The sequence below is a fragment of the Streptomyces sp. NPDC096132 genome, assembly GCF_044763345.1.
GTDB lineage: Bacteria > Actinomycetota > Actinomycetes > Streptomycetales > Streptomycetaceae > Streptomyces.
In genome coordinates, this window is sequence record NZ_JBIWGA010000017.1 from 151339 (window position 1) to 177464 (window position 26126).

Consider the following 26126-nt stretch of genomic DNA (forward strand, 5'->3'; position numbering starts at 1 on the left):
GGTACCCGACGTGAAAACAGATGTCGAGATTTTGAATCTTTCGGATACATCGAAGCCTGCGCGGACAGGAATTTCGGCTACAGATTCGCGGGAATACCCGCCGGGCCGGACGCCGCCGCTAGCCTCGGATCGCGATGGCCGCCCACAAACGTGCCGGCAGCTGAAATCACTTCAGGATTCAGAACTGGAATCACTTCGGGATCAGCAGGGGAGAACATGTCGATCGACTTCGGATCCGCCGTCATCCGCGGTGCGTCACGGGCCCGCCGGTACCTGATGGAAAATGGCCTTCCTCACAGCGATGAGATCGAACTCGAACCCTCCGGAGTGGAATTCGCGGACGGCGGGCACTACGGCGTCGAAATCCCGGTCGTCAACAGCTTCAAGGTGCTCGACGCGACGCTCCGCCTGCTGCAGGCCGAGGGACTTCCGGTCACCCGCTTCAACGAGACGCTCGGCGCGATGCTGCTGTCCGACTCCGAGGTCAAGGACATGCTCGGGCTGTGCCGGGAGAACGGCGTCGGGATGGTGTTCGCGCTCGGCCCCCGCCCGGAGTACGACCGCAAGGCGGCCTTCTACCGTGGCGGATTCGGCGCCTCCCAGGGCCGGCGGATCAACAACAACGACGCGATCGCGCAGAGCGTCGAGGAGGCGTACCGGCTGACCGAGCTGGGCTGCCGCGGCCTGATCTCGTACGATCTCGGCGTCATCAGGCTGCTGTCGGACATGCGCGCCGCCGGCGAACTGCCCGCCGACCTCATGCTCAAGGCGTCCTCGCACTGCATCGTGTCGAACCCGATGACTTCACGGATCTACGCGGAGAACGGTGCGGACAGCGTCACCACCACCCACGACCTCGGGCTCGCGGTGCTCCAGGAGATCCGCAAGGGCTCCCCGCGGCTGACCATCGATCTGCCGACGGACGTCTACGGCAGCAAGGGCGGCTTCATCCGCTTCTACGAGGTGCCCGAACTGGTGCAGATCTGCGCGCCAATGATGCTGAAGATCGGGGCGAGCGCCCAGTCCCACCCGCACGACCCGGTCAACGAGAACACCATCCGCCAGCGCGTCCAGCGCGTCGCGCTGTGCCTGGAGTACCTGGCCAAGTCGGGCAGCGAGGCGAAGTACATCAGCGACCTGTCGCCGCACCGCTGCGTGCCCGCGAAGGCATGAGGCTGGTCGACGCGCAGGTCCACATCTGGGGCGCCGACACACCGGCCCGGCCGTGGCCGGCCGGTGGCGCGGCGACCGCCCACCGCTCCGAACCGGTCACGGCGCGCGAGACCCTCGCGGTGCTGGACGCCGTGGGAGTGCACCGCGCGGTTCTCGTGCCGCCGTCCTGGGAAGGCGACCGCAACGATCTGGCGTGGGCGGCCGCGGCGCGGCATCCCGACCGGCTGGCGGTGATGGGCAGGATCCCGCTGACCGTCCCCGCGAACGCAGGGCTGCTGGCCCGCTGGCGGGACCGCCCGGGCAGCCTGGGCGTCCGGATCACGCTGCACCGCGACCCGTGGCGGGCCCGGTTCCGAGCCGGCGACCTGGACTGGTTCTGGACCGCGGCGAACGCCGCCGCGCTGCCGGTCATGGTCTACGCACCCGGTATGAGCGCGGCGCTGGGCGAGGTCGCGCGGCGCTTCCCGGACCTGCGCCTGATCGTCGACCACTTGGCCGTGCCGGTGGACGCCCGGTCCCCCGAGGCGTTCGCACACCTCACCGACCTGATCGGGCTCGCCCGGCATCCTCGGGTCGCGGTCAAGGCCACGGCCCTGCCCTGTCATTCGCGGCTGCCGTTTCCGTTCCCCGACCTCCACGAGCCCTTGGAGCGCGTGTTCGACGCCTTCGGCCCGCGCCGGATGCTCTGGGGCAGCGACTGGACCCGGCTGCCGTGTCCCTATCGGGAGAACGTCGAGCTGTTCACCGAGGCCCTGTCGTTCCTGAGCGCGGACGACCTCCGATGGATCATGGGAGACGCGGTCCTGGACTGGCTGGACTGGCTGGACTGGCCGGCCAGTCCCTCAGCGACCTGACCTGCGACCGCGGCGGGCAGACGTCCGCGCCCTCCCTCACTCTCTCGGCACCGGATGAACTCCGGCTGGACGACGCGGCCTTGATGAACTCGGCCCGAACGGACTCGGCCCGAACGGACTCGGCCCGGACAGACCCGGCCCAGACAGACCCGGCCCGAACGAACTCGGCCCGAACGAACTCGGCCCGAACGAACTCGGCCCGAACGAACTCGGCCCGAACGAACTCGGCCCGGACAGACTCGGCCCGAACGGACTCGGCCCGGACAGACCCGGCCCAGACAGACCCGGCCCGAACGAACTCGGCCCGGACAGACTCGGGCCGGACAGACTCGGGCCGAACGGGGCTCAGACCGGCCGTGGGCAGGCCGGGTCGGCCGCGAGGCCCTCGGTGAGCCCCGCGTCCTGGGCGATGAGGGCGGCGCGCACCCGGTTCCCGCAGCCGAGCTTGGTCAGCAGACGGCTGATGTGGGCCTTCACGCCACCCTCGCTCAGATGCAGCGCGCGTCCGATCTCGCTGTTCGCCATGCCCTGGGCGACGAGCGCCAGGACCTCGCGCTCCCGCGGGGTGAGGCCGCCGATGAGTTCACGCGCCCGCTCGACGCGTTCGGTGTCGATCCGGGCGACGCTGTCGAGGACGTGCCGGGCGACCTCCGGGCACAGGACCGCTCCGCCCGTGGCCACCACCCGTACCGCCGCGACCAGGTCCTGCGGGTTGCCGCTCTTGAGCAGGCAGCCGGCGACACCGGCCCGCAGGACACGGTCGAGGTGGCCGCCGCCCGCCGAGGTCGCGAGCACCACCACGGCCGTCGAGGGGGACAGGCGGCGCACGGTGCGCGTGACCCAGGCCCCGCGCGTGCCCGCCATGCCGCTGTCGATCAGCAGCACGCCGAGCTGGTGACGCAGCGTCATCTCGATCGCGGCGCCCTCGTCGCCCGTGTCCGCGACGACGTCGATGCCGTGGGCCCGCTCGAGCGCCGCCCGGATGCCGCCGCGTACCAGCACCTCGTGGTCGGCTATGCCCACCACGACGGTCGTCTCGGCACGCTGGACGATGCTTTCGGTCGGTGTCCCTTGAGGATGCGCCGCGCGCCGCGCGGCGAGGGCGGCGGCGGTCCGGACGTCCCGCACGGCGGCCGGCCTCGTGACGTTGGCCGGGCCCAACGGCCACTCGGTCCGGAGCGGGGGTTGTGCCATGTCGACTCCTCACAAACGCATGGTGCGTCGGGCAGCGCTCCCGGCGCCGCTGCCGGTCTCTGCCCGCTCGGACGGGGCGTACCTCGATGCGCGGGACCCGGCATCGTCATCACCAGGGGGCCGCCCGATGCGGGCCCCGCTGTCGACACGACCGAAACACGACGTTGGTTCGGTCGGAAAGGCGCTTCGTCCGCCCCGATCCGGGCGGTGGACCTGCCACGACGGCCGTGGCACAGCGGGACGGGCGGATCGGCCGCGACCCTGGGGTCACGAAGGTCGCCCCGCGGCCGCCTCCACCGCGGCCCCGTGCACCGGGACGACATGGGTGGGCGCGGCGGGCTCCTGCCCGTCGGCGTGCCGCGCCCGTCGGGCGGGAACCAGGCCCTGATTGGTGTTCGACACAGACCCTCCACATGTGTTGCTGCTGGTCCGCGGGCCGCACTCGGCGGCCATTGGTATATACCACCCCTCGTCGCTTCTCAGCCCCCACGGCGTGAATCACACAGCCGGACGGCGCCCCTCCGACTGGCCGAAGGATTCGTCCCCGCCCACCCCCGGCGGGCCGATCGGACACACTCTCCCCGCCGGACGCTCCCGCCCCGCCCGCACGCCCCTACGGTGAGCAGGCGACGACGGCGACGGGCGGGTGAGGTGCGACGAACCACTTCCACGAGACACCGCGACCGCAGTCGCGGCACCGTGTGACCAGGATCGATAGTTGGCAGGTCCCGATCCGGCTTCTCTGTTGATGATCCGTACGGTGATGCATCCAGAGCACCACGTCGCAGACCCACAGCGCACTGACGGTCGCGGGGAGTCCGGCGGACTGCCGCAGGACCGTCAGTTCGGGCACGACCGCCGAGCCGTACCCGGTCCCCCAGCCGCCGGAGAAGATCACGACTCGATGCGCCCCGAACAAGGGAGAAACCCTACGGCGGAGGCGGTCTGTTCCCGGAGGTGAAGCGCCGTTCAGCCTTCGCTACCCGCTCCCGAGCGGTGGTCGCCGTGGCCGGACGCAAAAGAGGGCGTGCCCAACGGGTGCGGGGCCGCCCTTGGACGCTGGTTGCCGGTATTACGAAGTGGCCGGTGCCTCGGTTCCGGTTGACAGAGCGAGCAGGAGTGGCTTGGTCGCGATCGTCATTTCGGTCGGCGTTCGCGGGCATCCGCGCTGCAGCCAGTCGGTGGCCACGCCGATGAGCGCGCCGGCCACGAATGCCGCGGGCACGTCGTGCGGGATCACGGACGCGTCCGCGGTGTCCAGCGTCGGGGTGTCGTCCGTGGCGGGAATCTGCCCGGAGGCGTGGGCGGCTGCCGTGGTGCGCAGCCGTACGTGCTCGATGACGCGGGCGCTTCCCATCGGTCCGAGCAGGCTGCGGTAGAGGCCGGCGTGTTCGGCGAAGTGTGCGAAGAAGGCCGTCAGTGGCGGGTCGGGGTCCTCCGGGTTCTCCGAGGGGGTCGACGGGTTCGCGCGGGCCGGGTCGATGGCGAGGACCACCCCGATCAAGTCGTCGATCATCGAGGTGCAGGCGGCCTCGGCCAGTTCGTGCACGTCCTGGTAGTGGGCGTAGAACGTCGAGCGGTTCACCTCGGCCCGCTCGACGACGTCGGCGACGCCGATCTGCGAGAGGTCGCGCTCCTCGACGAGGTCGATCAGGGCGCGCTGCAGGGCCGCCCGGGTGCGCCGTACGCGTCGGTCACCCGGCTGGGCGCTGCTGCTCTTGGTCATGGACATCCTCCGTAGCCTACCGCGCCCGACCCTATAAATACAACACATGTCGTTTTTCCATCGAGTGTTTGTAAACCAACAAGTGTGGGTTAACGTGGAGCCCGGAACGTCATCGCGACGGACAACGGCCTCATCCATGCCGTGGACCGATCAGGAAGCGGTGCACAGGCCACAGAGCAGAGGGAAAGAGACATGAAGGGTTTGAAGGGCAAGCGGATCGTCATCGCCGGGGCTACCGCCGGGATCGGGGCGGCAACGGCCGAGCGGCTCTCGGAGGAGGGTGCCTCGGTCGTCATCGGTGGCAGAGACCTCGATGCCGGGCAGGTGCTGGCCAAGCGTCTGAACGAGGCCGGCGGCAAGGCGATCGCAGTGAAGTTCGACCTGGCCGACGAGGACTCGATCAAGGCGCTCGTCGACACCGCCGCCACGGAGTTCGGCGGGATCGACGGGCTGTTCAACGTCGGCGCCGAACTCTCCGCCCAGCACCTGGCCCGGGACAAGAACCTGCTGGACATGGATGTGGCCGTGTGGCGGCGTACCTTCGAGGTAAACCTGTTCGGCTACGCCATCGCCATCCGTGAGGTCATCCCCCACCTGCTGCAGCAGGGCGGCGGGGCGATCCTCAACACCTCGGCGGGCGCGGCCTGGATCGGTGAGCCCGAGCGCCCGGCCTACGGGGCGTCCAAGGCCGCCATCAACTCGCTGGCCCGGCACGTCGCCTCCGCGTGGGGCAAGCAGAACATCCGCGCCAACACCCTCGGGGTCGGCGTGACCCTGACCGAAATCGCGAAGGAGCAGATCGGCGAGGAGTGGCAGGCCCGGATTCTGTCCACGATGCGCAGTCCACGACTGGGCAAGCCCGCGGATGTGGCCGCGGCCGCCGCCTTCCTGCTGTCCGACGACGCGGAGTGGGTCAACGGGCAGGCCTGGGCGGTCGACGGCGGCCTGACCATCCGCGACTGAAGCGCCCCACTGGCCGGGGTGACCGCACTCCGCCGGATACGAGGACAACCGGCACTGAACTGCCGGGCGGGTGGGGTGGACGACGGGCTGAACGCGGCTGACCCGCAGACCGATCAGCAGTGCCGTCGAGTCGTCGTCGGGTCCAGGGCGGCCGAGCTCCGTCAGTTCTCCCACGGTCTACTCCGTGCGGGAGATCGTGGGCGAGACGCTCCAGGGGCGCCGCGACCAGGCCGTCCTGGCCACCAGGTTCGGCCCGCCCGGCGCCGACCACCGCAACCACCAGGGCGCCTCCCCGCGCAGCGCTACAACATGGGCGTGCTCGGCCACAGCCCGCCGGGCCACGGCCGACTCAGCGGCCGGGACGTCGCCGACGCCCACCGCGCCAAGCTCAACCCGCCGATGTTCGACACCACCAACCCGGCCAACGCCCGCCGCACCGAGATCGTCGACGCCCTGGCCAAGGTCGCCGACCAGGCCGGCCTCACGCTGCCGCAGCCGACCCCCAGCACCCGGTTCGCCGGCTGACGACGGCCATACGTCGGCGGCTGGGCCCGACACGACCGGATGCCGCGTCCAGCCCGCCCCGCCTGCTCACCATCCCCCTTGTGTATCCACAGTTCGAGAAATTGGAGTGTCATGAACCTCAACCTCACCAACAAGACCGCTGTCGTCACCGGCGCCAGCCGGGGCATTGGACTGGCCACCGTCCGGACCCTGATCGGCGAGGGTGTCCGTGTCGTGGGCGCCGCCCGTACCGTCACGCCCGAGTTGAAGGAGACCGGTGCGCATGCGGTGTCGGCGGACCTGGGCACCGCGGAAGGGGTCTCCGCTCTCATCGACGGCGCGCTGGCCGAGCTGGGCGGCATCGATCTGCTGGTGAACAACGTGGGAGGCGGGGACGGGGCGACCGTCGGCTTCCTCGATGTCACCGAGTCCGAGTGGACCAGCGCGTTCGACATGAACGTGCTCAGCACCGTCCGTGCCACCCGGGCGGCCCTGCCCAGCCTGATCGAGCGCCGTGGAGCGATCGTCAACGTCTCGTCCATCATGGCGCTGATGTCCGGAGGCTTCCCGCCCGCCATCAGCTCGGCCAAGGCGGCGGTCACCGCGATCGGCAAGGCGCTGTCCGAGGAGTTCGGTCCCCAGGGTGTACGGGTGAACACCATTTCCCCCGGCTTGGTCAACACCTCCGTCTACTCGGACCCGGGCGGCGCGGTTGCCCAGTGGGCCGCCGCGTCCGGCATGAGTCTTGCCGACTTCCGCCGGCAGATGGTGAAGGGCCAGAACGTCACGACCGGCCGCATGACCGAAGCGGAGGAAGTGGCGGCCCTGATCGCGTTCCTCCTGTCCGACGTGGCCGGCAACATCACCGGCGCCGACTACGTCATCGACGGCGGCACCATCAAGACCGTCTGAATCCGACTGGTGAAGGAGGGTCATGGAATCGTTGGACCGGCGGCCTCAGGACGACGGATACGAGCTGGAGAGGGACAACTGCATCCAGTTCTTCCTGGTGGACTTCGTCGGCTGGAACAACCGCAAGTGGGACATGCACGCGCACTACCACTCGTCCGATGTCTACGTGGAAATGCTGGGAGTGGCGACCACCGGCGTCGAGAAACACATCGCCGACATGCAGAACGTGATCAAGGAATACCCCGACATGCTGATCCGGCAACACACCCCGCCGGTGGCCGAGGGGGAATGGACCGCGTCAGTCGTCCACCAGGTCGGCTTCGGCCCCGACGCCACGTCCACGGCAGCCGTCCACCGCCACCGCGGGGGGAAGATGGTCGAGGAGTACTGGTTCGGTCGAGCGCTGACCGAGGGTGAGCCCGACCCGTACGCCGACGAAGAGCCGTTCATCACGATCACCAGCCCCGACAGTCACCTGCTCCAGGTGTCGGTCGACGTACGGCCCGGCTGGAGTGTCGTCGTCCGCGGCAGCGAGGTGGGCAGGCGTTCGGCCACCTTCACCCGGCGGGAGCACGGCGAAGTCGTCGAGCAGCTCCGGTTCCTCGCGGCCTGAGCGGTACGTGCCGGGAGTGGTTGGCCCTCGGCCGCGCCGGCCGATGACAGCCGCGAAGCCTGTCAGGCTCGGCCAGGGAGGAACAGGCATGCCACCGGCACGCCCGCACCTGGTCCCGCCGGGGCCACCCACCTGTCATCCGGGCTCTCAACCCCATCACTTCGGAAGTGCGCGGCGCGAGAGTGCGCGTGCGGCGGCGCCTTGATCTCTACGTCGCAGTGAGCCCGCACACACGCCGTCCAGCGCCAACCATCCCTCTTTCGTGCCAACCGAAAATCCTCGTCACAGCCACCGACCGCCTCGGCTCACAGCCCCACGATCACGTTCCACCGCCTGGTGAACTCCAGCCGTTCCGTCGAGGTGATGTCGCGGGCGATGGCGAGGCGGTCGCGCATGGCCGTGTCGGGGAAGATCAGCGGGTTGTCGGCGAGGGCGGCCGTCTCCTCGTCGTCGGAGTCGGCGAGGACCGCCTGTGCGGCGGGGACGGGGCAGACGTAGTTGACCCAGGCCGCGAGCTCGGCGGCCACCTCGGGCTCGTAGTAGTAGTCGACGAGCCGCTCGGCATTGGTCTTGTGGCGGGCGAGGTCGGGGATCATCAGGGAGTCCGACCACAGCTCCGCGCCCTCCTCGGGGACGACGAAGCGGATGTCGGGGTTGTCCGCCTGGAGCTGGATGACGTCACCGGAGTACGCCTGGCAGGCCAGGACGTCACCGCTCACCAGGTCCTTGGTGTAGTCGTTGCCGGTGAAGCGGCGTATCTGGCCGTTCCCGACCTGCTTCTCCACCTCGTCGCACACCGTGTGGAAGTCGTCGGCCGTCCACTTCGTGATGTCGACGCCGTTGCCCTGCATCAGCAGCGCGAACGCCTCGTCCAGACCGGAGAGGAGGGTGACGCGGCCCTTCAAGTCGCTCGCCCACAGCTCCGACACGCTGCGTATCTCGCGGCCGAGCCTGCGCCGGTTGTAGGCGATGCCCGTGATGCCGGACTGCCACGGCACGGTGTACACGCGGCCGGGGTCGAAGGCGGGGGAACGCAGAAGCGGATCAAGGTACTTGGTGACGTTCGGCTGCCGGGCACGGTCCATCTCCTGCACCCAGCCCAGCCGTACGAACCGCGCGCACATCCAGTCGCTGGTGACGATCAGGTCCCGGCCGGTCTGTTGATGGTTCATCAGCGCGGGGCTGATCTTGCCGAAGAACTCGTCGTTGTCGTTGATCTCCTCGGCGTAGTCGACGGAGATGCCGGTGCGCTTCGTGAACGCCTCCAGCGTCGGCCGCTCCGTCGGGTCGTCGTCGTCCGTGTCGATGTACAGCGGCCAGTTCGCCCAGGTCAGTTGCTTGTCACTGGCGGACACATCGACCCCGGCCCGCTCACCGGGCTGCACATAGGCGGCCCGCACCCCGCACCCTGCGAGGGCCCCCAGGGCGGTGGTGGAGCCGGCGGCACGCAGAAGCGAGCGGCGGGAGAGGGACGAGGGCGAGGTCAATCGGGCCTCCTGAAGCAGCATGTCGCACACCCCGCGCCCCCGAAGGGGCGCGGGGAACTGCGCGACCAGCCACAGCGGGCCCGCAGACGAAAACCGGCCAACCCGCGGAGCGCTACGCGTCCAGGGACGTCATGACGTGCTTGATCCGCGTGTAGTCGTCGAAGCCGTACCCCGACAGGTCCTTGCCGTACCCGGACTTCTTGAAGCCGCCGTGCGGCATCTCGGCGACGAGCGGGATGTGGGTGTTGATCCAGACGCAGCCGAAGTCGAGCTTCTTGGACATGCGCATCGCACGCCCGTGGTCCTTGGTCCACACCGAGGAGGCGAGGGCGTACTCGACGCCGTTGGCCCACGTCACGGCCTGCTCCTCGTCCGAGAAGGACTGGACGGTGATGACCGGGCCGAAGACCTCCTTCTGGATGATCTCGTCGTCCTGCTTCAGGCCGGAGACGACGGTCGGCGCGTAGAAGTAGCCCTTGTCGCCGACCTGGTGGCCGCCCGCCTCGACCTTGGCGTGCGCGGGGAGGCGCTCGATGAAGCCGGTGACCTGCTTCAGCTGGTTGGGGTTGTTCAGCGGCCCGTACAGCACGTCCTCGTCGTCCGGCTGCCCGGTCTTCGTCTCGGACGCGGCCTTCGCGAGCGCGGCCACGAACTCGTCGTGGATCGACGCCTGGACGAGGACGCGGGTGGCCGCCGTACAGTCCTGGCCGGCGTTGAAGAAGCCCGCCACGGAGATGTCCTCGACGGCCTTGGCGATGTCGGTGTCCTCGAAGACGACGACCGGCGCCTTGCCGCCCAGCTCCAGGTGGACGCGCTTGACGTCCTTGGCCGCCGACTCGGCGACCGACATGCCGGCCCGCACCGAGCCGGTGATGGAGGCCATCGCCGGGGTCGGGTGCTCCACCATCAGCCGGCCGGTGTCACGGTCGCCGGTGACGACGTTGAAGACGCCCTTGGGCAGGATCGAGCCGAGGATCTCGGCGATCAGGACGGTGGAGGCCGGGGTGGTGTCGGACGGCTTCAGGACGACCGTGTTGCCGGCCGCGATCGCCGGGGCGAACTTCCACACGGCCATCATCATCGGGTAGTTCCACGGCGCGACCTGCGCGCAGACGCCGACCGGCTCGCGGCGGACGATGGACGTCATCCCGTCCATGTACTCGCCCGCGCTGCGCCCCTCCAGCATCCGGGCCGCGCCCGCGAAGAAGCGGATCTGGTCGACCATCGGCGGGATCTCCTCGGAGCGGGTCAGCCCGATCGGCTTGCCCGTGTTCTCCACCTCGGCCGCGATGAGTTCCTCGGCGCGCTCCTCGAAGGCGTCCGCGATCTTCAGCAGGGCCTTCTGGCGCTCGGCGGGGGTGGTGTCGCGCCAGCCCGGGAAGGCCGCGGCGGCGGCCGCCATCGCGGCGTCCACGTCTGCCGCGCCGGACAGCGGCGCGCTGGCGTACGCCTCGCCCGTCGCGGGGTTGACCACCTCGGTGGTCCGTCCGTCGGCGGCGTCCCGGAACTCACCGTCGATGTAGTTCCGCAGACGACGCAGCTCGGTGCTCACTGACCGGCCCTCCAAGTTCGCGTATGCCATGAGTCCATGCAGTCCATGTGTCCATGGACTGAGACACCACACTAATCCTTGCCCCGACGTTTTCAACACCCCTGATCCCACCAAGGCTACGGATTCCGCAGATCTCCATGACGTAAACAACGAATTTCATCGCCTCGGCCTTGCGGAACTGTCGAGACGTCGTGCACAGTGAGGCCGTGGCCAGTCGAAGCGCAGAGCACAGGGACTCCCGCGAGTCCAGGAACGGCACCCCGCATCTGGATGCCGTCAGCCTCGCCATCATCGAACAGCTCCAGGAGGACGGCCGCCGGCCGTACGCCGCGATCGGCAAGGCGGTGGGCCTGTCCGAGGCGGCCGTGCGTCAGCGCGTCCAGAAGCTGCTCGACCAGGGCGTGATGCAGATCGTCGCCGTCACGGACCCACTCACCGTGGGCTTCCGCCGGCAGGCGATGGTCGGCATCAACGTCGAGGGCGACGTGGAGTCCATAGCCGACGCGCTCACCGACATGCCCGAGGTCGAGTACGTGGTGATGACCGCGGGCTCGTTCGACATCCTCGCCGAGATCGTCTGCGAGGACGACGACCACCTGCTGGACGTCATCAACAAACGCATCCGTGCCCTGCCCGGCGTGCGCTCCACCGAGAGCTTCGTCTATCTGAAGCTCAAGAAGCAGACCTACATGTGGGGAACCCGATAACCGTGAGGACCCGATAACCGTGAGCTCCAAGGACCTCAGCCGCACCGCGTACGACCACCTGTGGATGCACTTCACCCGCATGTCCTCGTACGAGAACTCCCCGGTTCCGACGATCGTCCGGGGCGAGGGCACCTACATCTACGACGACAAGGGCAAGCGCTACCTCGACGGTCTCGCGGGCCTGTTCGTGGTGCAGGCCGGTCACGGCCGCACGGAGCTGGCCGAGACCGCCTTCAAGCAGGCGCAGGAGCTGGCGTTCTTCCCGGTCTGGTCCTACGCCCACCCCAAGGCCGTCGAGCTGGCGGAGCGTCTCGCCGACTACGCGCCGGGCGACCTCAACAAGGTCTTCTTCACCACCGGCGGCGGCGAGGCCGTCGAGACCGCGTGGAAGCTGGCCAAGCAGTACTTCAAGCTCAAGGGCAAGCCGACCAAGTACAAGGTCATCTCCCGCGCGGTCGCCTACCACGGCACCCCGCAGGGCGCCCTGTCCATCACCGGCCTGCCCGGCCTGAAGGCCCCCTTCGAGCCGCTGGTCCCCGGCGCGCACAAGGTCCCGAACACCAACATCTACCGCGCCCCGATCTTCGGCGACGACCCGGAGGCCTTCGGCCGCTGGGCCGCCGACCAGATCGAGCAGCAGATCCTGTTCGAGGGCCCCGACACCGTCGCCGCGGTCTTCCTGGAGCCGGTACAGAACGCGGGCGGCTGCTTCCCGCCCCCGCCCGGCTACTTCCAGCGCGTCCGCGAGATCTGCGACCAGTACGACGTGCTCCTGGTCTCCGACGAGGTCATCTGCGCCTTCGGCCGGCTGGGCACCATGTTCGCCTGCGACAAGTTCGGCTACGTCCCGGACATGATCACCTGCGCCAAGGGCATGACGTCCGGGTACTCCCCCATCGGCGCCTGCATCATCTCCGACAAGCTCGCCGAGCCGTTCTACAAGGGCGACAACACCTTCCTGCACGGCTACACCTTCGGCGGCCACCCCGTCTCGGCGGCGGTCGGCCTCGCCAACCTCGACCTGTTCGAGCGCGAGGGCCTCAACCAGCACGTCCTCGACAACGAGTCCGCGTTCCTGCAGACCCTGCAGAAGCTGCACGACCTGCCGATCGTCGGCGACGTCCGCGGCAACGGCTTCTTCTACGGCATCGAGCTCGTCAAGGACAAGGCGACGAAGGAGTCCTTCAACGCCGAGGAGACCGAGCGCGTCCTGTACGGCTTCCTGTCCAAGGCCCTCTTCGAGAACGGCCTGTACTGCCGTGCCGACGACCGCGGCGACCCGGTCGTCCAGCTCGCCCCGCCGCTGATCTCCAACCAGGAGACGTTCGACGAGATCGAGCAGATCCTGCGCGCGACGCTGACGGAGGCATGGACGAAGCTGTGATCAACTGACCCTGTGATCAGCACCGGCCCCGGTGTCCGCCGTTCGAGTGAGAAACGGCGGCCCGGGGCCGTGTGCTGTGCGGATGCCCGCCGCGACCTCCTTAGCGTGCTCGTGACCGATCGCCCCTGCCTTCGTTCCCCCGGACGGGGGACAGGCACGGGAACTACGGATCTGAACCGAGGTGTACGCCCATGGAGGCCCCGCCGGACAACGACGTGCTCTGGGCACGCTCGCTGCACTACACGCACCGCGACGGCTCACCGGCGCTCGGCGGAGTCTCGCTGGGCGTCCGGGAGGGCGAGATCCTCGCCGTCAGCGGACCGCGCGGCAGCGGCAAGACGACCCTGCTGCACTGTCTGTCCGGCCTGGTGCCCACCCAGCGCGGCGAGGTCTGGTTCAACAGCGTCCCCGTGCACACCATGGGCCCGATGGCCCGCGAGCGGCTGCGTCGCGACCGCTTCGGCTGGATCGACCCGGCCCCGGTCCTCGTCCCCGAGCTGAACGTCTGGGAGAACGCGGCCCTCCCCCTGATGCTGCGCGGCACCAGCCGCCGCCGCGCCAAGGTCGCCGCGCTGGAGTGGCTGGAACGCCTCGACGTCGGCGACAGGTCCCGCAGCCGCCCGCACGAACTCACCCAGGCCGAACGCCAGCGCGTCTGCATCACCCGAGCCCTGGCTCCCGCCCCTTCCGTCCTCTTCGCCGACGAGCCGACGGCCCCCCTCCACCGCGCCGACCGCGCCCACGTCCTGCGCACCCTCACCACGGCCGCCCGCTCCCACGGCATCACGGTCGTCCTGGCCACCCACGACCCGGAAACCGCGGCCCTGGCCGACCGCCGGGTGACCCTCCTGGACGGCCGCCGCGTCAACACGCTCCACCTCCCCCCGATCACAGAACCGCACGAGCTGAAGGGCACGCCGGAAGGCCGGGGGGCCGGACCGGAAGGCCGGGGGGCCACGTGCTCGCTCTCCGTCTGACCCGCACCGCCCACCCCGCCGTCCAGCTCCGCCGCCTCCTGGTGGCGGCGGCCTCGGCGGCCACCGGCTTCCTCCTCCTCTCCACCCTGGGCCACGCCCTGACCCACCCGGAGGCCTCACCGGCCTCCCTCCTCCGTCTCACCTGGTGCGCGGTCCCCCTGTCCGCGACGGTCCACCTCGCCCTCGCGGTCGCCCGCACCGACCCCGGCACCCGCCCCCGCCCCGGCCTGGCGGCCATCGGCCTGGGCCCGGCCCGTCTGATGGCCGTCTCGGCCACGACGACAGCCCTGTCGACGCTCCTCGGCTCGATGCTGGCCCTCCTCGTCTTCCTCCACCTCCGCGGCGACCTCACGGGCATGCCCTTCGACGGAGCGGCAGCCGACTTCCTCGCGGCGGACCACCGCCTGCCACTGCCGGCAGCCCTGACCCTGCTCTCCCTGGTCCCGGCCACCGCATCGGTATCGGTGTCCCTGATGCTCCGCCCCAGGGACACCCGCCTGGCAGCCCCACGCGTCGGACACCTGGGCACAAGCGGACGCCCGTCCCCAAGAGCAAGATTCGGCGACTACGCCCGCTACGGCACCCACCAGCCCACGCCCCACACCGCGACCGACGACGGCACCCAACCCCACCACCAGCCCGCGCCCCACGCCGCGACCGACGGCAGCATCCAGCCCCTTCGTCAGCCCGCGGGCAGTCGTGCCGCTGGGGCGATGGGGGTCCCCCCGCTCGAGCGAAGCCGAGAGTGGGGGAGGGTGGGCACGGACGGCACCCCGACAGCGCCGGGCAGCGCGGCCCACCCCCCAGCCCCGGCCGACGGCACCCACCCCACCCCGGACCACCAGCCCGACGCCCCGCCGCTCAACCCCACCGCGCTCCCCTGGGGCGCCGCCCTCCTGGCCACCGGCCTGGCCGTGGAGGGCTACGCCAGCCGTACCTCGACCGCCACCGACCTCCCCCTCCCCACCGGCCTCCCCACCGCCCCCACCGCGGTCCTCCTGGGCTGGACCCTCACCGCGATCGGCCTCGCCCTCGCCGGCCCCGGCCTCACCCACCTCTGTGGCCGCCTCCTGCAGACCGCCCGCCCCGGCGCCCTCCGTCTCCTCGCGGGCCGCGGCCTGATGCAGGAGGCCTCCCGCATCGGCCGCCCCCTGGGCGTGGTCTGCGCGGTCGCCTCGGGCGCGTACACGGTGGCCGCCCTGTACGACCCCGCGGACCCCTCCTCCGGCCCCCTCACCGCCCTCGGCGCCGCCGTAGTGGCGGGCTGCACGCTCGCCACGCTCCTCACGGCCGCCGTGGAGGCACGGCAGGCCCGCGCCGACACCACCGCCGCCCTGCTCCGCCTCGGCGCCCCCACGAAGACACTGCGCACCGCCGCCGCGATGCGCACCGGCGCGCTCCTGACCCTCTTCGTCCCGCTGACCCTCCTGGTGGCGGAGCTCGCGTCCCTCCCCCTGGCCCGCTGAAGAACTCGTACGAAAAAAGATCGCGCCCACCGATGAGTTCCGCGCGACCCCCCGGTCTACCCCACCGAACAGCACGAGCACGCACGAGACGCACACAGCGCACCGCACCCGATGGGAGAGCCCGATGACCACCCCCGCCTACCAGCAGATGATCTTCGTCAACCTGCCCGTGAACGACCTCGACGCCTCGAAGAAGTTCTTCACGGAACTGGGCTACTCGATCAATCCCCAGTTCAGCGACGACAACGCCGCCTCCGTGGTCATCAGCGACACGATCGTCGCGATGCTGCTCACCAAGCCGTTCTACTCGACCTTCACCAAGAAGGAGATCGCGGACGCCACGAAGACCAGCGAGGTCCTCGTCGCACTGAGCGCCGAGAGCCGCGAGAAGGTCGACGAGCTGGTCGACCGGGCGCTGTCGCTCGGCGGTTCGCCCAGTGGCCAGACGCAGGACATGGGCTTCATGTACGGCCGTTCCTTCGACGACCTCGACGGCCACATCTGGGAAATCGTCTGGATGGACCCGTCGGCCGTCGAGAGCTGACCGAACCCGGCCGGTCCGCCGTACGGCAGTGCCTAGCATGGGCGGGTGCATCCGACGACACCCGCCCAGCCGTTCGACGGTTCCCACGACCGTGAGATCGAGTCCCTCGCCGAGTTCGACGAGGTGATCCGCGACTTCGGCACCCTCTCCCCCTTCCGGATCCAGTCCGTCGACCTGACGGACCGTACGGACGTCCTGCTCGCGCTCGACACCTCGGCCGCCCTGTTCCTGGGCTGCCCGATGGCACCGGACGCCGCAGCCAAGGCCCGCGCCTCTGGCGCCCTGGTCTTCCCGCCCGTACCGGGTCTGTCCTTCGACCCGTACCGCGGATTCGTCTACACCCCCGACGAGTTGTTCGAGACCCTCGACGAGGGGTACGAGGCGACCCCGGACGCCCGCACCTACGCCTGGTTCCAGCAGACGAAGGCCGACGGCGACATCTTCGGCTCGATGCTCCGCTCGATCCACGACGACGCCGTCTCGGACGCGCTCGACGAACTCCTCGCCGATGCCCGGGTGGTGGGCGTGATGGGCGGCCACGCCATGGCGCGCGGCACGGACGCGTACGCCGGCGCGGCCCGCCTCGGCCGTGAACTCGCCCGCGCGGGGCTCACGGTGGCGACCGGCGGCGGCCCCGGCGCGATGGAGGCGGCGAACCTCGGCGCGTACGCCGCCCCGTTCGACGGCGGGATGCTGACCGACGCCCTGCGACTGCTCGCCAAGGCGCCGAAGTTCACGCCCTCGGTCACCGACTGGGCGCGGGCCGCCTTCGAGGTACGCGCGAACTGGCCCGGCGGCGGCCCCTCCGTGGGCATCCCCACCTGGTTCTACGGCCACGAGCCGCCGAACCCGTTCGCGGCGCACATCGCCAAGTACTTCTCCAACGCCACCCGCGAGGACGGCCTGCTGGCCCGCTGCAACGCCGGAGTGGTCTTCCTGCCGGGCGCCGCCGGGACCGTACAGGAGATCTTCGACAACACGACGCCCAACTACTACGAGTCGCGGGGCGAGCCGACGCCGATGGTGCTCGTGGACCGGGCGCACTGGACGGAACACCTGCCCGCCTGGCCGCTCTTGCGCAGTCTCGCCCGGGAGCGGTCGATGGAGTCCCGTATCGCCCTCGTTGACCGGATCGAGGAGGCTCCGGAGGCGTTGAAACGTCTCGGTGGTTAATAAGCGGGCAAAGCCAAGTCCTCAGAGGCCTCCCCGCATTGACACTTCTTATGGAACGCTTATAGACCTGTGAGTCTGCTGGGGATGGTGACGCACTCGGCATCACCGGGGGCGCCATCTCCCCCTCCACCCCCCGCAGTTGCGCTTCCCGTAAAGGACAAACGTGTCCCTTTCCCGCCGTACCGCCGCTCGTTCGGCGCGTATCCTCGGCGTCACCGCCGCCTCCGCCGCCCTCGCGTTCAGCGCCGCCGGCACCGCGCTGGCCTGTGAGATAGGCGACTTCTCCGCCGCTGCCGGCTGTGACGGCTCGAAGGGCGTCATCACCGTCACCGACAAGGACGCCTCGGGCGTCCCGGCCGTCGTGACCGTCTTCCTCGAGAACAACGGCGCCGACCTCCGGCAGGTCGGCGAGCAGACGGTCGAGGGCTCCAAGAAGGGCACCACGGTCACCTTCGCCGAGAACTGGGAGCCGAACGCCGTCTACCGGATCCACATCAAGGCCGTCAAGAACGAGAAGGTCCTGGTCGACGCGGACATCGCCGGCAACCTCACCACCCCGGCCGAGGCATGCAAGGCCGAGGAGTCCTCCTCCCCGTCCGCCTCCCCCTCGGAGTCGGAGTCGGAGTCCGGTACGCCGTCGGAGTCCGCCTCGACCCCGGCCGACACCGAGTCCCCGAGCCCGTCGGACTCGTCGGGCGACAGCGCGGCACCCTCCGCGAGCAACGCCCCGTCGCCCGCGGCCCAGGAGTCCAACCTCGCCGAGACCGGCGCCTCCAACACCGGTCTGATCGCCGGCATCGCGGCCGTGCTCGTCGTCATCGGCGGCGGCGCGGTCTTCTTCGGCCTCCGCCGCCGAGGCTCCGACAACCGCTGACCCACCCCCCAACACCAAGTGGCCCGCCCCACCAAGGGACGGGCCACACTGCGTGGCCGCGGGCGTCGTTCGGGCGCGGGTCGTCGTGGGCTGGTCGCGCAGTTCCCCGCGCCCCTTGGGGGTTGCACTCACGTCTGCCGCGCAGCTGCGGGTCGTAGCCGCCGCAACTGTCGTAGCTGCGGGTCGTTGCCGCCGTAACTGTCGTAGCTGCGGACAATCGTGCCGCTGGGGCGGCACGGGTGGGCGATGGGGGTCCCCCCGCTCGAGCGAAGCCGAGAGTGGGGGAGGCACCCCGGCAGCGCCGGGCCGCGCGCCCCACCCCCGCCCCGCACCAGAACGCCTAGCTCAGGAAGCCTCCAGCACCACAGCCTCGGCAGGGTCGAACACCACCCCCACCACACCACCCACCTCCGGCGCCTCCCGCAGCGCACACGCCGCCTCCAGCCTGGGCGCCCCCTCCGGCTGAAGGCGAACAGCGACATGCGTGCCCTTGAAGGTGCGCCCGAGGACCGTACAACGCAGCCCCTCGTCCGCCCCGGCCAGCCGCACCCCCGCAGGACGGACCAGCAGCATCCGCACCCCCTGCGGTGAACCGCCCGGCACCGGCACCTTGCCCCAGGCCGTGACCGCGACCTCGCCGGTGACGTTCGCCTCCACCACGTTCTCGAAGCCGAGGAAGCGGGCGACGAACGCGTCCGCCGGCCGCTGCCACACCTCAAGAGGCGTACCGGACTGCGCGATCCGCCCGTCCCGCATCACCACCACCCGGTCGGCGAGCGCGAACGCCTCGCCCTGGTCGTGGGTGACGGCGAGGACCGTCGTGCCCAACCGCCCGAACAGCTCCCTGAGTTCGACGACCAGCCGCTCCCGCAGCGAACGGTCCAGCTGACCGAGCGGCTCGTCGAGCATCAGCAGCCGGGGCCGGGGCGCGAGCGCCCGGGCCAGCGCGACCCGCTGCTGCTCACCCCCGGAGAGCGCGGCGACGGCGCGACGGGCGGCACCGGGAAGACCGACCAGGTCCAGCAACTCCCGTACCCGCTCGTCCTGTTCCTTCCGGGAGGCGCCGTGCATCCGCAGCCCGAAGGCCACATTGCCGCCGACGTCCCGCTGCGGGAACAGCTGATGGTCCTGGAACATCAGCCCGAGCTCCCGCCGGTGCGCGGGCACCCGCGCCTGGTCGCGCCCGTCGAGCGACACCCGCCCGGAGTCGAGGGGCTGCAGCCCGGCGACCGCCCGCAGCAGCGTCGACTTGCCGCTGCCGCTCGGCCCGAGCACACACACCACCTCGTGCTCGGCGACCTCGAGATCCACGGCGTCGAGCACCGCCCGCCCACCGAAGCGCACCGTCGCGGCGTCAAGGTCCAGCAGGGCCGATGCCATCAGAACTCCCCCGTCCGGTCGGTCCGCAGCCTCTCCAGCACCAGCAGGGCCACCGCGCACACCACCATCAGAATCGTCGACAGGGCCATCGCCTGCCCGTAGTTGAGCTCACCGGCCCGCCCGAGCAGCCGCGCCACCGCCACCGGCAGCGTCGGGTTGTCGGGCCGCGCGATGAACACGGTCGCGCCGAACTCCCCGAGCGACACCGCGAAGGCGAACCCGGCCGCGACGAGCAGCGCCCGCCGCACCATCGGCAGGTCCACCTCCCGCCACACCCGCCAGGGCGACGCCCCCAGCACCGCCGCCGCCTCGCGCAGCCGCTGGTCCACCGCCCGCAGCACGGGCAGCATGGTCCGTACGACGAAGGGGACGCCGACCAGCGCCTGGGCGAGCGGGACGAGGATCCAGCTGCTCCGCAGGTTCAGCGGGGGCTCGTCCAGCGCGATGAGGAACCCGAAGCCGACGGTCACCGCGGACACGCCCAGCGGCAACATCAGCAGCGCGTCGAAGCCACGGACGAGCCGTCCGGCGTCCCGGCGGGTGAGCGCCGCCGCGGCCAGCCCACCGATCACCACCGCGATGACGGTCGCGGCCAGGGCGTACTCCAGCGAGTTGCCGATCGCCTCGATCGGCGGGACCAGGAAGACATTGCCGTCCTCGCTGGTCAGCGCCCGGTAGTAGGCGAAGTCCGGTGCGTCCAGGGACCGCTGCACCAGCACGGCGAGCGGCAGCACCAGCAGCACGCCGATGCTCGCGAGCACCCCGGCCAGCAGTGCCCACTGCCCGGCCCCGCGCGGCCGCCGCGCGGTCAGGTTCGCGTCCACCAGCCGCAGCGCGGTCTCCCGCCGCCGTACGGTCCAGGCGTGTACGACGAGGATCGCGCCCACCGCCACGAACTGGACGATCGTCAGGACGGCCGCCGTGGACAGGTCGAAGATCTCGGAGGTCTGCCGGTAGATCTCCACTTCGAGGGTGGAGAAGGTCGGTCCGCCGAGGATCTGGACCACACCGAAGGAGGTGAAGGTGAAGAGGAAGACCATCAGCGCGGCCGCGGCCACGGCGGGCCCGAGGGCGGGCAGGGTGACCGTGCGCCAGGCCCGCAGGCGGGACGCGCCCAGCATCCGCGCGGCCTCCTCCTGCCGTGGGTCGAGCTGGCCCCACAGCCCGCCCACCGTCCGTACGACGACCGCGTAGTTGAAGAAGACATGCGCCAGCAGGATCGCCCACACGGTCGTGTCCAGCCGTACGCCCCACAGGTCGTCCAGGAGTCCGCCGCGCCCGACGAGCGCCAGGAACGCCGTACCGACGACGACCGTCGGCAGCACGAACGGCACGGTGACCACGGCCCGCAGCACCTGCTTGCCGGGGAACTCGAGGCGCGCGAAGACGTACGCCCCGGGCAGCGCCACCAGCAGGGTGAGCGCGGTGGAGGCGAGCGCCTGCCAGGTGGTGAACCACAGCACGTGCCGGATGTCGGACTGGGCCAGCACCTCCCCCAGCCGCCCGAACCGCCACGCCCCGTCGACCTTCAGTCCGCGCGCGACGATCGCGGCGACGGGGTAGGCGAAGAAGATCCCGAAGAACGCGACGGGCAGGACCATGAGCCCGAGCCGCGCCGCGCTTGGGGACCGCCGCTTCGCGGGGGTTACTTCAGTACGAGCGAGGTCCACGACTTGACCCACTGGTCACGGTGGTCGGCGATCTTCGCCGGGTCCATGGTCTCGGGGTCCTTGGCGGCGGGCCCGTACTGCGTGAACTCGGCGGGCACGCTCGCGCCCTTCAGCACCGGGTAGACGAACATGTTGAGCGGCATGTCCTCCTGGAACTCCTTGGTGATCAGGAAGTCGATCAGCGCCTTGCCGCCGGCGCTGTTGCGCGCGTTGCTCAGCAGCCCGGCGAACTCGATCTGCCGGAAGCAGGTGCCGGTCGCGACCCCGGTCGGGGCGGTGCTCGGCTTGGGGTCGCCGTAGATCACCTCGGCGGGCGGCGAGGAGGCGTACGACACGACGAGCGGCCGGTCGGCCCCCGCCTTCTTGCCGCCGGCGGATCCGCTGAACTCCTCGTTGTAGGCCTGCTCCCAGCCGTCGACCACCTTCACACCGTTGGCCTTCAGCTGCTTCCAGTAGCCCTCCCAGCCTCCCCCACTCTCGGCTTCGCTCGAGCGGGAGGTGCCCCCATCCCCGTACTGCGCGGCGGTACCGAGCAGAAAGCCGAGGCCGGGCGAGGACGTGGAGGCGTTCTCGGTGACGAGGAGGTTCTTGTACGCGGGCTTGACCAGATCGTCGTACGACGTGGGCGGGGCCAGCTTGTGGTCGGCGAAGTACTTCTTGTCGTAGTTGACGCAGATGTCGCCGTAGTCGATCGGTGTGACCCGGTGCTTGCCGGAGTCGAGCTGGTACTCGCTGCCGACCTGGTCCAGCCCCTTCGCCTCGTACGACTGGAACAGGCCGTTGTCGAGGGCGCGCGACAGCAGGGTGTTGTCGACGCCGAAGAAGACATCGCCCTGCGGGTTGTCCTTGGTGAGGACGGCCTTGTTGACGGCCTGCCCGGCGTCGCCGTCCGTGAGGACCTTGACCTTGTACCCGGACTCCTTCTCGAAGTCGGCGAGCACGCTCTTGGAGACGGCCCACGAGTCGTGGCTGACGAGGGTGACGGTCTTGGAGCCGGATCCCTCTCCCCCGGCGTCCGCGTCGCCGGAACCGCACGCGGACAGCGTGACGAGGCCGAGCCCTATGGCCGCGGCCACGATCGTCTTGGTGTGCACTGGATGTCCTCCTGGGGTTGGCCAGGAAGAGACGCGGCCCCGCCCGGACGACCCGGGCGGGGCACAACAGCTTGAGCGGTGACCGAACTTCCTACCCAGAATGACCTGGGCGAGGTTCAGAGGGTCTGCGGCCTGGTTGCCGCACTCTCAGCGCTGTGGCGCTCCCCTGTCGGAATATGAAGATGTGATGGCCTGGCCAGATTACCTCTCGGTGGCCGCGAGCTGACCACAGGCACCGTCGATCTCCTGACCACGGGTGTCCCGGACGGTGACAGGCACCCCGTGCGCCGCGATGGCCTCGACGAACGCCTTCTCGTCCTCGGGCCGGGAGGCGGTCCACTTGGAGCCGGGAGTCGGGTTCAGCGGGATGAGGTTGACATGCACGGGCTTGCCCCGCAGCAGCCGCCCGAGCCGGTCCCCACGCCATGCCTGGTCGTTGATGTCCCGGATGAGCGCGTACTCGATCGACAGGCGCCGTCCGGACTTCTCCACGTACTCGAACCCGGCGTCGAGGACCTCGCGCACCTTCCACCGCGTGTTCACGGGGACGAGGGTGTCGCGCAGCTCGTCGTCCGGCGCGTGCAGCGAGATGGCGAGCCGGCACTTGAAGCCCTCGTCGGCGAACCGGTGGATGGCCGGCACCAGCCCGACCGTCGACACGGTGATCCCCCGCTGCGAGAGCCCCAGCCCGTCCGGCGCGGGGTCGGTGAGCGCCCGGATCGCCCCGACCACGCGCTTGTAGTTGGCGAGCGGCTCCCCCATCCCCATGAAGACGATGTTGGAGAGCCGGGCGGGCCCCCCGGGCACGTCCCCGTCCCGCAGGGCCCGCATCCCGTCGACGATCTGGTGCACGATCTCGGCGGTGGACAGATTCCGGTCCAGCCCCGCCTGCCCGGTCGCGCAGAACGGGCAGTTCATCCCGCATCCCGCCTGCGAGCTGATGCACATCGTCACCCGGTCCGGGTACCGCATCAGCACCGACTCGACGAGCGTGCCGTCGAACAGCCGCCACAGCGTCTTACGGGTGGTGCCCTCGTCCGTCGACAGATGCCGTACGACGGTCATCAGCTCGGGAAGCAGCGCCTCCCGCAGCTTCTCCCGCGCCCCGGCGGGGATGTCGGTCCACTCCGCCGGGTCGTGCGCGTACCGCGCGAAGTAGTGCTGCGAAAGCTGCTTGGCACGGAACGGCTTCTCACCGATCTCCGCGACCGCTTCCTTCCGCTCGGCGGGCGAGAGATCGGCAAGGTGCCGCGGCGGCTTCTTGGCTCCGCGCGGCGCGACAAAGGTGAGTTCTCCGGGCTTAGGCATGGCCGTACCAGTGTCGCAGATCCAATCGGGTGACCCGATCGGAGCGACCCCGGCGGGTGCGCGGTCCACGCCGCCTCTCGCGCCGGCGGTACGCGGTCTACGCCATCCCGTGCTCCAGCCGGTTCTTCAGCAGTCGTTCGTTGAGCGGCAACTCCTTGCGGACCTGGTGGCGGACGACCAGGGGCAGCAGGACCTTGCCGATGCCCTTGCCCTCGAAGTCGAGTTCCATGGTCACGCGGGAGCGGCGGCCGTCGTCGAGCGGGTCGATCTCACCGTGGACGTGCCCGCGGATGGGGCCGTCGACGCCCTGCATGGCCCAGGCGTGCGGCGGGTCGTATTCGGTGTACTCCATGGTCATCGGGATGTCCCGGCGGCCGACGTGCCGGGTGACGCGTACCCGGGAGCCGACACCGACCGGCCCGGGGTCGAGCGGCTCGGCCGATACCGCGCTCGCCTGCCATTCGGGCAGGTGGGACGGGTCGATGAGGTACGCCCACACATCCTCGGGGCTGCGGTCGACGTCGATCGATTCGCGGAAGTCGGACATGACGCCCGCCCCCTTCCAGGGAAAGGACCTCCGGAGAAGGGCCTCCGGAGAAAGACCTCCAGAGGAAATCGTCCCACTCCGCGGCCCGCCGGGCCATGGCAAAGGGCCCCGCCCCGAGCGATCGGGACGGGGCCCCCACGGACCTCGCGCACGTACCCGTACGTGCCCGTACGAACCGCCGGTCAGCCGGACCCGACGAACAGCACGAGCAGCAGCCACACGACCGGAGCCGTCGGCAGGAGGGAGTCCAGGCGGTCCATGATGCCGCCGTGACCGGGGAGGAGCGTGCCCATGTCCTTGATGCCCAGGTCCCGCTTGATCATGGATTCGCCGAGGTCGCCGAGCGTGGCGCTGGCCGCGACCGCGAGGCCGAGCAGCAGCCCCTGCCACCAGGTGCCGTCGTCGATCAGGAACTGCATGCACAGCGCGCCCATGACCATCGCGAAGGACACCGCCCCCAGCAGTCCCTCACGGGTCTTGCCGGGGCTGATCCGCGGAGCGAGCTTGTGCTTGCCGAAGCGCCAGCCGACGGCGTAGGCGCCGGTGTCGCTGACGACCGTCAGGAGGAAGAACACCAGGACGCGCTGCGACCCGTCGTCCGCGGTGAGCATCAGGGCGACGAACGTGGCCAGGAAGGGGACGTAGAAGGCGGCGAAGACACCCGCCGTGACGTCCCTGAGGTAGCCCTCCGGCGGTTCCGTCATCCGCCAGACCAACACCGCCAGCGCGGTCAGGGCCATGGCGACCCAGGCGCCCTCGGGCCCCCGGACGTATCCGGCGACGACCATCGCGGCGCCGCCGAGCGCGAGCGGCACGAGCGGTGCCTTGATCTCCTTGCGCTCCTGCAGCCTGCTGGTCAGCTCCCACAGACCCACAACGACGGCGACCGCTATCACGCCGACGAACACGGCCTTGACGATGAACAGCGACGCGACGATCACCACACCGAGCCCGACCGCGACGCCTATGGCCGCGCCCAGGTCTCGGCCCGCGCTCTTCTTCTGCGGGGCGGGCGCGGGCTGTGGGGCGTCGGGCATGGATTCCGGATTCTGCGGCACCGCCGCGTGGGGCTGTGCCGACGGGGTCTCGTGGCGGAACGTCTCCGCACGGAACGCCTCGTCGGGCGTACCTGGGCGGTACGACGTCCCGTCCGGTGTCCCGGGCCGGTACGACGTCCCGTCCGGCGTCCCGGAGGGGTACGTCTCGTCTCGGAACAGGGGGCCGCCCGTCCGAGCGGCCCCCGGGTCGTCATCCTGGTTTCCGCCGTGTGCGGGTCCGTCGGGGACGATGGGCATGGGGCGAGTCTGCTGCGCCTCAGGCGCATCGTACGCGGAACCCGCCGGGGCAGCCCCCTGGACAGGCCCCTGGTCGACGGGTCCCCAGTACGCGGGCTGTGCCCCGGTTCGTGAACCGTGTGCCCCGGCTTGAGGCGGAGAGCCCCAGGAAGAGTCGTTCATCAGACCTCGAGCAGCTCCGCTTCCTTGTGCTTCAGGAGCTCGTCCACCTGGGCGACGTACTTCGCGGTGGTGTCGTCGAGCTCCTTCTCCGCACGGCGGCCCTCGTCCTCGCCGACCTCGCCGTCCTTCACGAGCTTGTCGATCGCGTCCTTGGCCTTGCGGCGCACGGAACGGATGGACACCTTGGAGTCCTCGGCCTTGCCCTTGGCGACCTTGATGTAGTCGCGGCGGCGCTCCTCGGTCAGCTCGGGGAACACCACCCGGATGATGTTGCCGTCGTTGCTGGGGTTGACGCCCAGGTCGGAGTCACGGATGGCCTGCTCGATGTTGCGCAGCGCCGTCTTGTCGAACGGGGTCACGACCGCCATGCGCGGCTCCGGCACGGAGAACGAAGCCAGCTGGTTGATCGGCGTCGGCGCGCCGTAGTAGTCGGCCACGATCTTGTTGAACATCGCCGGGTGCGCACGGCCGGTGCGAATCGCGGCGAAGTCCTCCTTGGCGACCACGACGGCCTTCTCCATCTTCTCCTCGGCCTCGAGGAGGGTCTCTTCGATCACCACTTGCTCC

General features: G+C 70.2%; 25 protein-coding genes and 1 riboswitch. Of the genes, 13 read left to right on the forward strand and 12 right to left on the reverse strand.

Annotation, left to right across the window (positions count from 1 at the left end):
* Nucleotides 1-216: 216 nt before the first annotated feature.
* On the forward strand, nt 217-1173 hold the full coding sequence (locus ACIRF9_RS34330; RefSeq protein ID WP_403830269.1) for a hypothetical protein: 957 nt from the start codon (nt 217-219) through the stop codon (nt 1171-1173).
* Nucleotides 1170-2027 (forward strand): amidohydrolase family protein, encoded by an 858-nt coding sequence (locus ACIRF9_RS34335; protein WP_403830272.1) that lies wholly within the window; start codon nt 1170-1172, stop codon nt 2025-2027. The genes ACIRF9_RS34330 and ACIRF9_RS34335 overlap by 4 nt, the downstream gene beginning before the upstream one ends.
* A 345-nt stretch (nt 2028-2372) precedes the next feature.
* On the opposite strand, the gene ACIRF9_RS34340 is transcribed toward ACIRF9_RS34335, so the two are convergent.
* The 3 genes from ACIRF9_RS34340 to ACIRF9_RS34350 form a co-directional block, all read right to left on the reverse strand.
* The gene (locus ACIRF9_RS34340) at nt 2373-3221 is read right to left on the reverse strand and encodes a LuxR C-terminal-related transcriptional regulator (protein WP_403830275.1); all 849 of its coding nucleotides are present in this window, start codon (nt 3219-3221) and stop codon (nt 2373-2375) included.
* Between the two features lie 267 nt (nt 3222-3488).
* Complete coding sequence (locus ACIRF9_RS34345; RefSeq protein WP_403830277.1) at nt 3489-3623, reverse strand: hypothetical protein; 135 nt, start codon at nt 3621-3623, stop codon at nt 3489-3491.
* Nucleotides 3624-4293: 670 nt separating this feature from the next.
* Nucleotides 4294-4947, reverse strand: a complete 654-nt coding sequence (locus ACIRF9_RS34350) for a TetR/AcrR family transcriptional regulator (RefSeq protein WP_403830279.1) — start codon at nt 4945-4947, stop codon at nt 4294-4296.
* A 192-nt stretch (nt 4948-5139) separates the two neighbouring features.
* Here ACIRF9_RS34350 and ACIRF9_RS34355 point away from each other — a divergent pair, with 192 nt between their 5' ends.
* The 4 genes from ACIRF9_RS34355 (at nt 5140) to ACIRF9_RS34370 (ending at nt 7939) form a co-directional block, all read left to right on the forward strand.
* Entirely contained in the window at nt 5140-5910 is a 771-nt protein-coding gene (locus ACIRF9_RS34355) for an SDR family NAD(P)-dependent oxidoreductase (protein WP_403830281.1), read from the forward strand.
* A 315-nt stretch (nt 5911-6225) separates the two neighbouring features.
* Entirely contained in the window at nt 6226-6435 is a 210-nt protein-coding gene (locus ACIRF9_RS34360; RefSeq protein ID WP_403830284.1) for a hypothetical protein, read from the forward strand.
* A gap of 111 nt (nt 6436-6546) precedes the next feature.
* Entirely contained in the window at nt 6547-7326 is a 780-nt protein-coding gene (locus ACIRF9_RS34365) for an SDR family oxidoreductase (RefSeq protein WP_403830286.1), read from the forward strand.
* A gap of 22 nt (nt 7327-7348) precedes the next feature.
* On the forward strand, nt 7349-7939 hold the full coding sequence (locus ACIRF9_RS34370; RefSeq protein ID WP_403830288.1) for a hypothetical protein: 591 nt from the start codon (nt 7349-7351) through the stop codon (nt 7937-7939).
* Between the two features lie 305 nt (nt 7940-8244).
* On the opposite strand, the gene ACIRF9_RS34375 is transcribed toward ACIRF9_RS34370, so the two are convergent.
* Entirely contained in the window at nt 8245-9447 is a 1203-nt protein-coding gene (locus ACIRF9_RS34375; RefSeq protein ID WP_403830290.1) for a PotD/PotF family extracellular solute-binding protein, read from the reverse strand.
* A gap of 91 nt (nt 9448-9538) precedes the next feature.
* A complete protein-coding gene (locus ACIRF9_RS34380) occupies nt 9539-10978 on the reverse strand; it encodes a gamma-aminobutyraldehyde dehydrogenase (RefSeq protein WP_403830292.1) in 1440 nt (479 codons plus the stop codon).
* A gap of 191 nt (nt 10979-11169) precedes the next feature.
* Here ACIRF9_RS34380 and ACIRF9_RS34385 point away from each other — a divergent pair, with 191 nt between their 5' ends.
* From ACIRF9_RS34385 to ACIRF9_RS34415, 7 genes are all read left to right on the forward strand, one after another.
* A complete protein-coding gene (locus ACIRF9_RS34385) occupies nt 11170-11685 on the forward strand; it encodes an Lrp/AsnC family transcriptional regulator (protein ID WP_403830294.1) in 516 nt (171 codons plus the stop codon).
* A 19-nt stretch (nt 11686-11704) separates the two neighbouring features.
* Nucleotides 11705-13069, forward strand: a complete 1365-nt coding sequence (locus tag ACIRF9_RS34390) for an aspartate aminotransferase family protein (RefSeq protein WP_403830296.1) — start codon at nt 11705-11707, stop codon at nt 13067-13069.
* Nucleotides 13070-13260: 191 nt separating this feature from the next.
* On the forward strand, nt 13261-14046 hold the full coding sequence (locus ACIRF9_RS34395) for an ABC transporter ATP-binding protein (RefSeq protein ID WP_403830298.1): 786 nt from the start codon (nt 13261-13263) through the stop codon (nt 14044-14046).
* Complete coding sequence (locus tag ACIRF9_RS34400; RefSeq protein WP_403830300.1) at nt 14028-15512, forward strand: hypothetical protein; 1485 nt, start codon at nt 14028-14030, stop codon at nt 15510-15512. Before ACIRF9_RS34395 ends, ACIRF9_RS34400 begins: the two co-directional genes overlap by 19 nt.
* Before the next feature lie 124 nt (nt 15513-15636).
* Entirely contained in the window at nt 15637-16056 is a 420-nt protein-coding gene (locus tag ACIRF9_RS34405; protein ID WP_403830302.1) for a VOC family protein, read from the forward strand.
* A 45-nt stretch (nt 16057-16101) separates the two neighbouring features.
* Nucleotides 16102-17229 carry an LOG family protein gene (locus ACIRF9_RS34410; protein WP_403830304.1) on the forward strand — a complete coding sequence of 376 codons (1128 nt, stop codon included), beginning with the start codon at nt 16102-16104 and terminating at the stop codon, nt 17227-17229.
* Between the two features lie 163 nt (nt 17230-17392).
* Entirely contained in the window at nt 17393-18103 is a 711-nt protein-coding gene (locus ACIRF9_RS34415) for an LAETG motif-containing sortase-dependent surface protein (RefSeq protein WP_403830306.1), read from the forward strand.
* A gap of 345 nt (nt 18104-18448) precedes the next feature.
* On the opposite strand, the gene ACIRF9_RS34420 is transcribed toward ACIRF9_RS34415, so the two are convergent.
* The 7 genes from ACIRF9_RS34420 to frr form a co-directional block, all read right to left on the reverse strand.
* Complete coding sequence (locus tag ACIRF9_RS34420) at nt 18449-19483, reverse strand: ABC transporter ATP-binding protein (protein WP_403830309.1); 1035 nt, start codon at nt 19481-19483, stop codon at nt 18449-18451.
* On the reverse strand, nt 19483-21153 hold the full coding sequence (locus ACIRF9_RS34425; RefSeq protein ID WP_403830312.1) for an ABC transporter permease: 1671 nt from the start codon (nt 21151-21153) through the stop codon (nt 19483-19485). Before ACIRF9_RS34425 ends, ACIRF9_RS34420 begins: the two co-directional genes overlap by 1 nt.
* Nucleotides 21129-22247, reverse strand: coding sequence for a thiamine ABC transporter substrate binding subunit (locus ACIRF9_RS34430; RefSeq protein ID WP_403830315.1), 1119 nt, complete (start codon nt 22245-22247; stop codon nt 21129-21131). The genes ACIRF9_RS34425 and ACIRF9_RS34430 overlap by 25 nt, the downstream gene beginning before the upstream one ends.
* 70 nt (nt 22248-22317) lie before the next feature.
* Nucleotides 22318-22425, reverse strand: a riboswitch (TPP riboswitch).
* Nucleotides 22426-22448: 23 nt separating this feature from the next.
* A complete protein-coding gene (gene rlmN, locus ACIRF9_RS34435) occupies nt 22449-23555 on the reverse strand; it encodes a 23S rRNA (adenine(2503)-C(2))-methyltransferase RlmN (RefSeq protein WP_403830317.1) in 1107 nt (368 codons plus the stop codon).
* 97 nt (nt 23556-23652) lie between these two features.
* Nucleotides 23653-24102, reverse strand: a complete 450-nt coding sequence (locus tag ACIRF9_RS34440; protein ID WP_403830319.1) for an SRPBCC family protein — start codon at nt 24100-24102, stop codon at nt 23653-23655.
* Between the two features lie 182 nt (nt 24103-24284).
* Nucleotides 24285-25559, reverse strand: a complete 1275-nt coding sequence (locus tag ACIRF9_RS34445) for a phosphatidate cytidylyltransferase (protein ID WP_403830321.1) — start codon at nt 25557-25559, stop codon at nt 24285-24287.
* Nucleotides 25559-26116 (reverse strand): ribosome recycling factor, encoded by a 558-nt coding sequence (frr, locus tag ACIRF9_RS34450; RefSeq protein WP_093827946.1) that lies wholly within the window; start codon nt 26114-26116, stop codon nt 25559-25561. The genes ACIRF9_RS34445 and frr overlap by 1 nt, the downstream gene beginning before the upstream one ends.
* Nucleotides 26117-26126 lie beyond the last annotated feature (10 nt).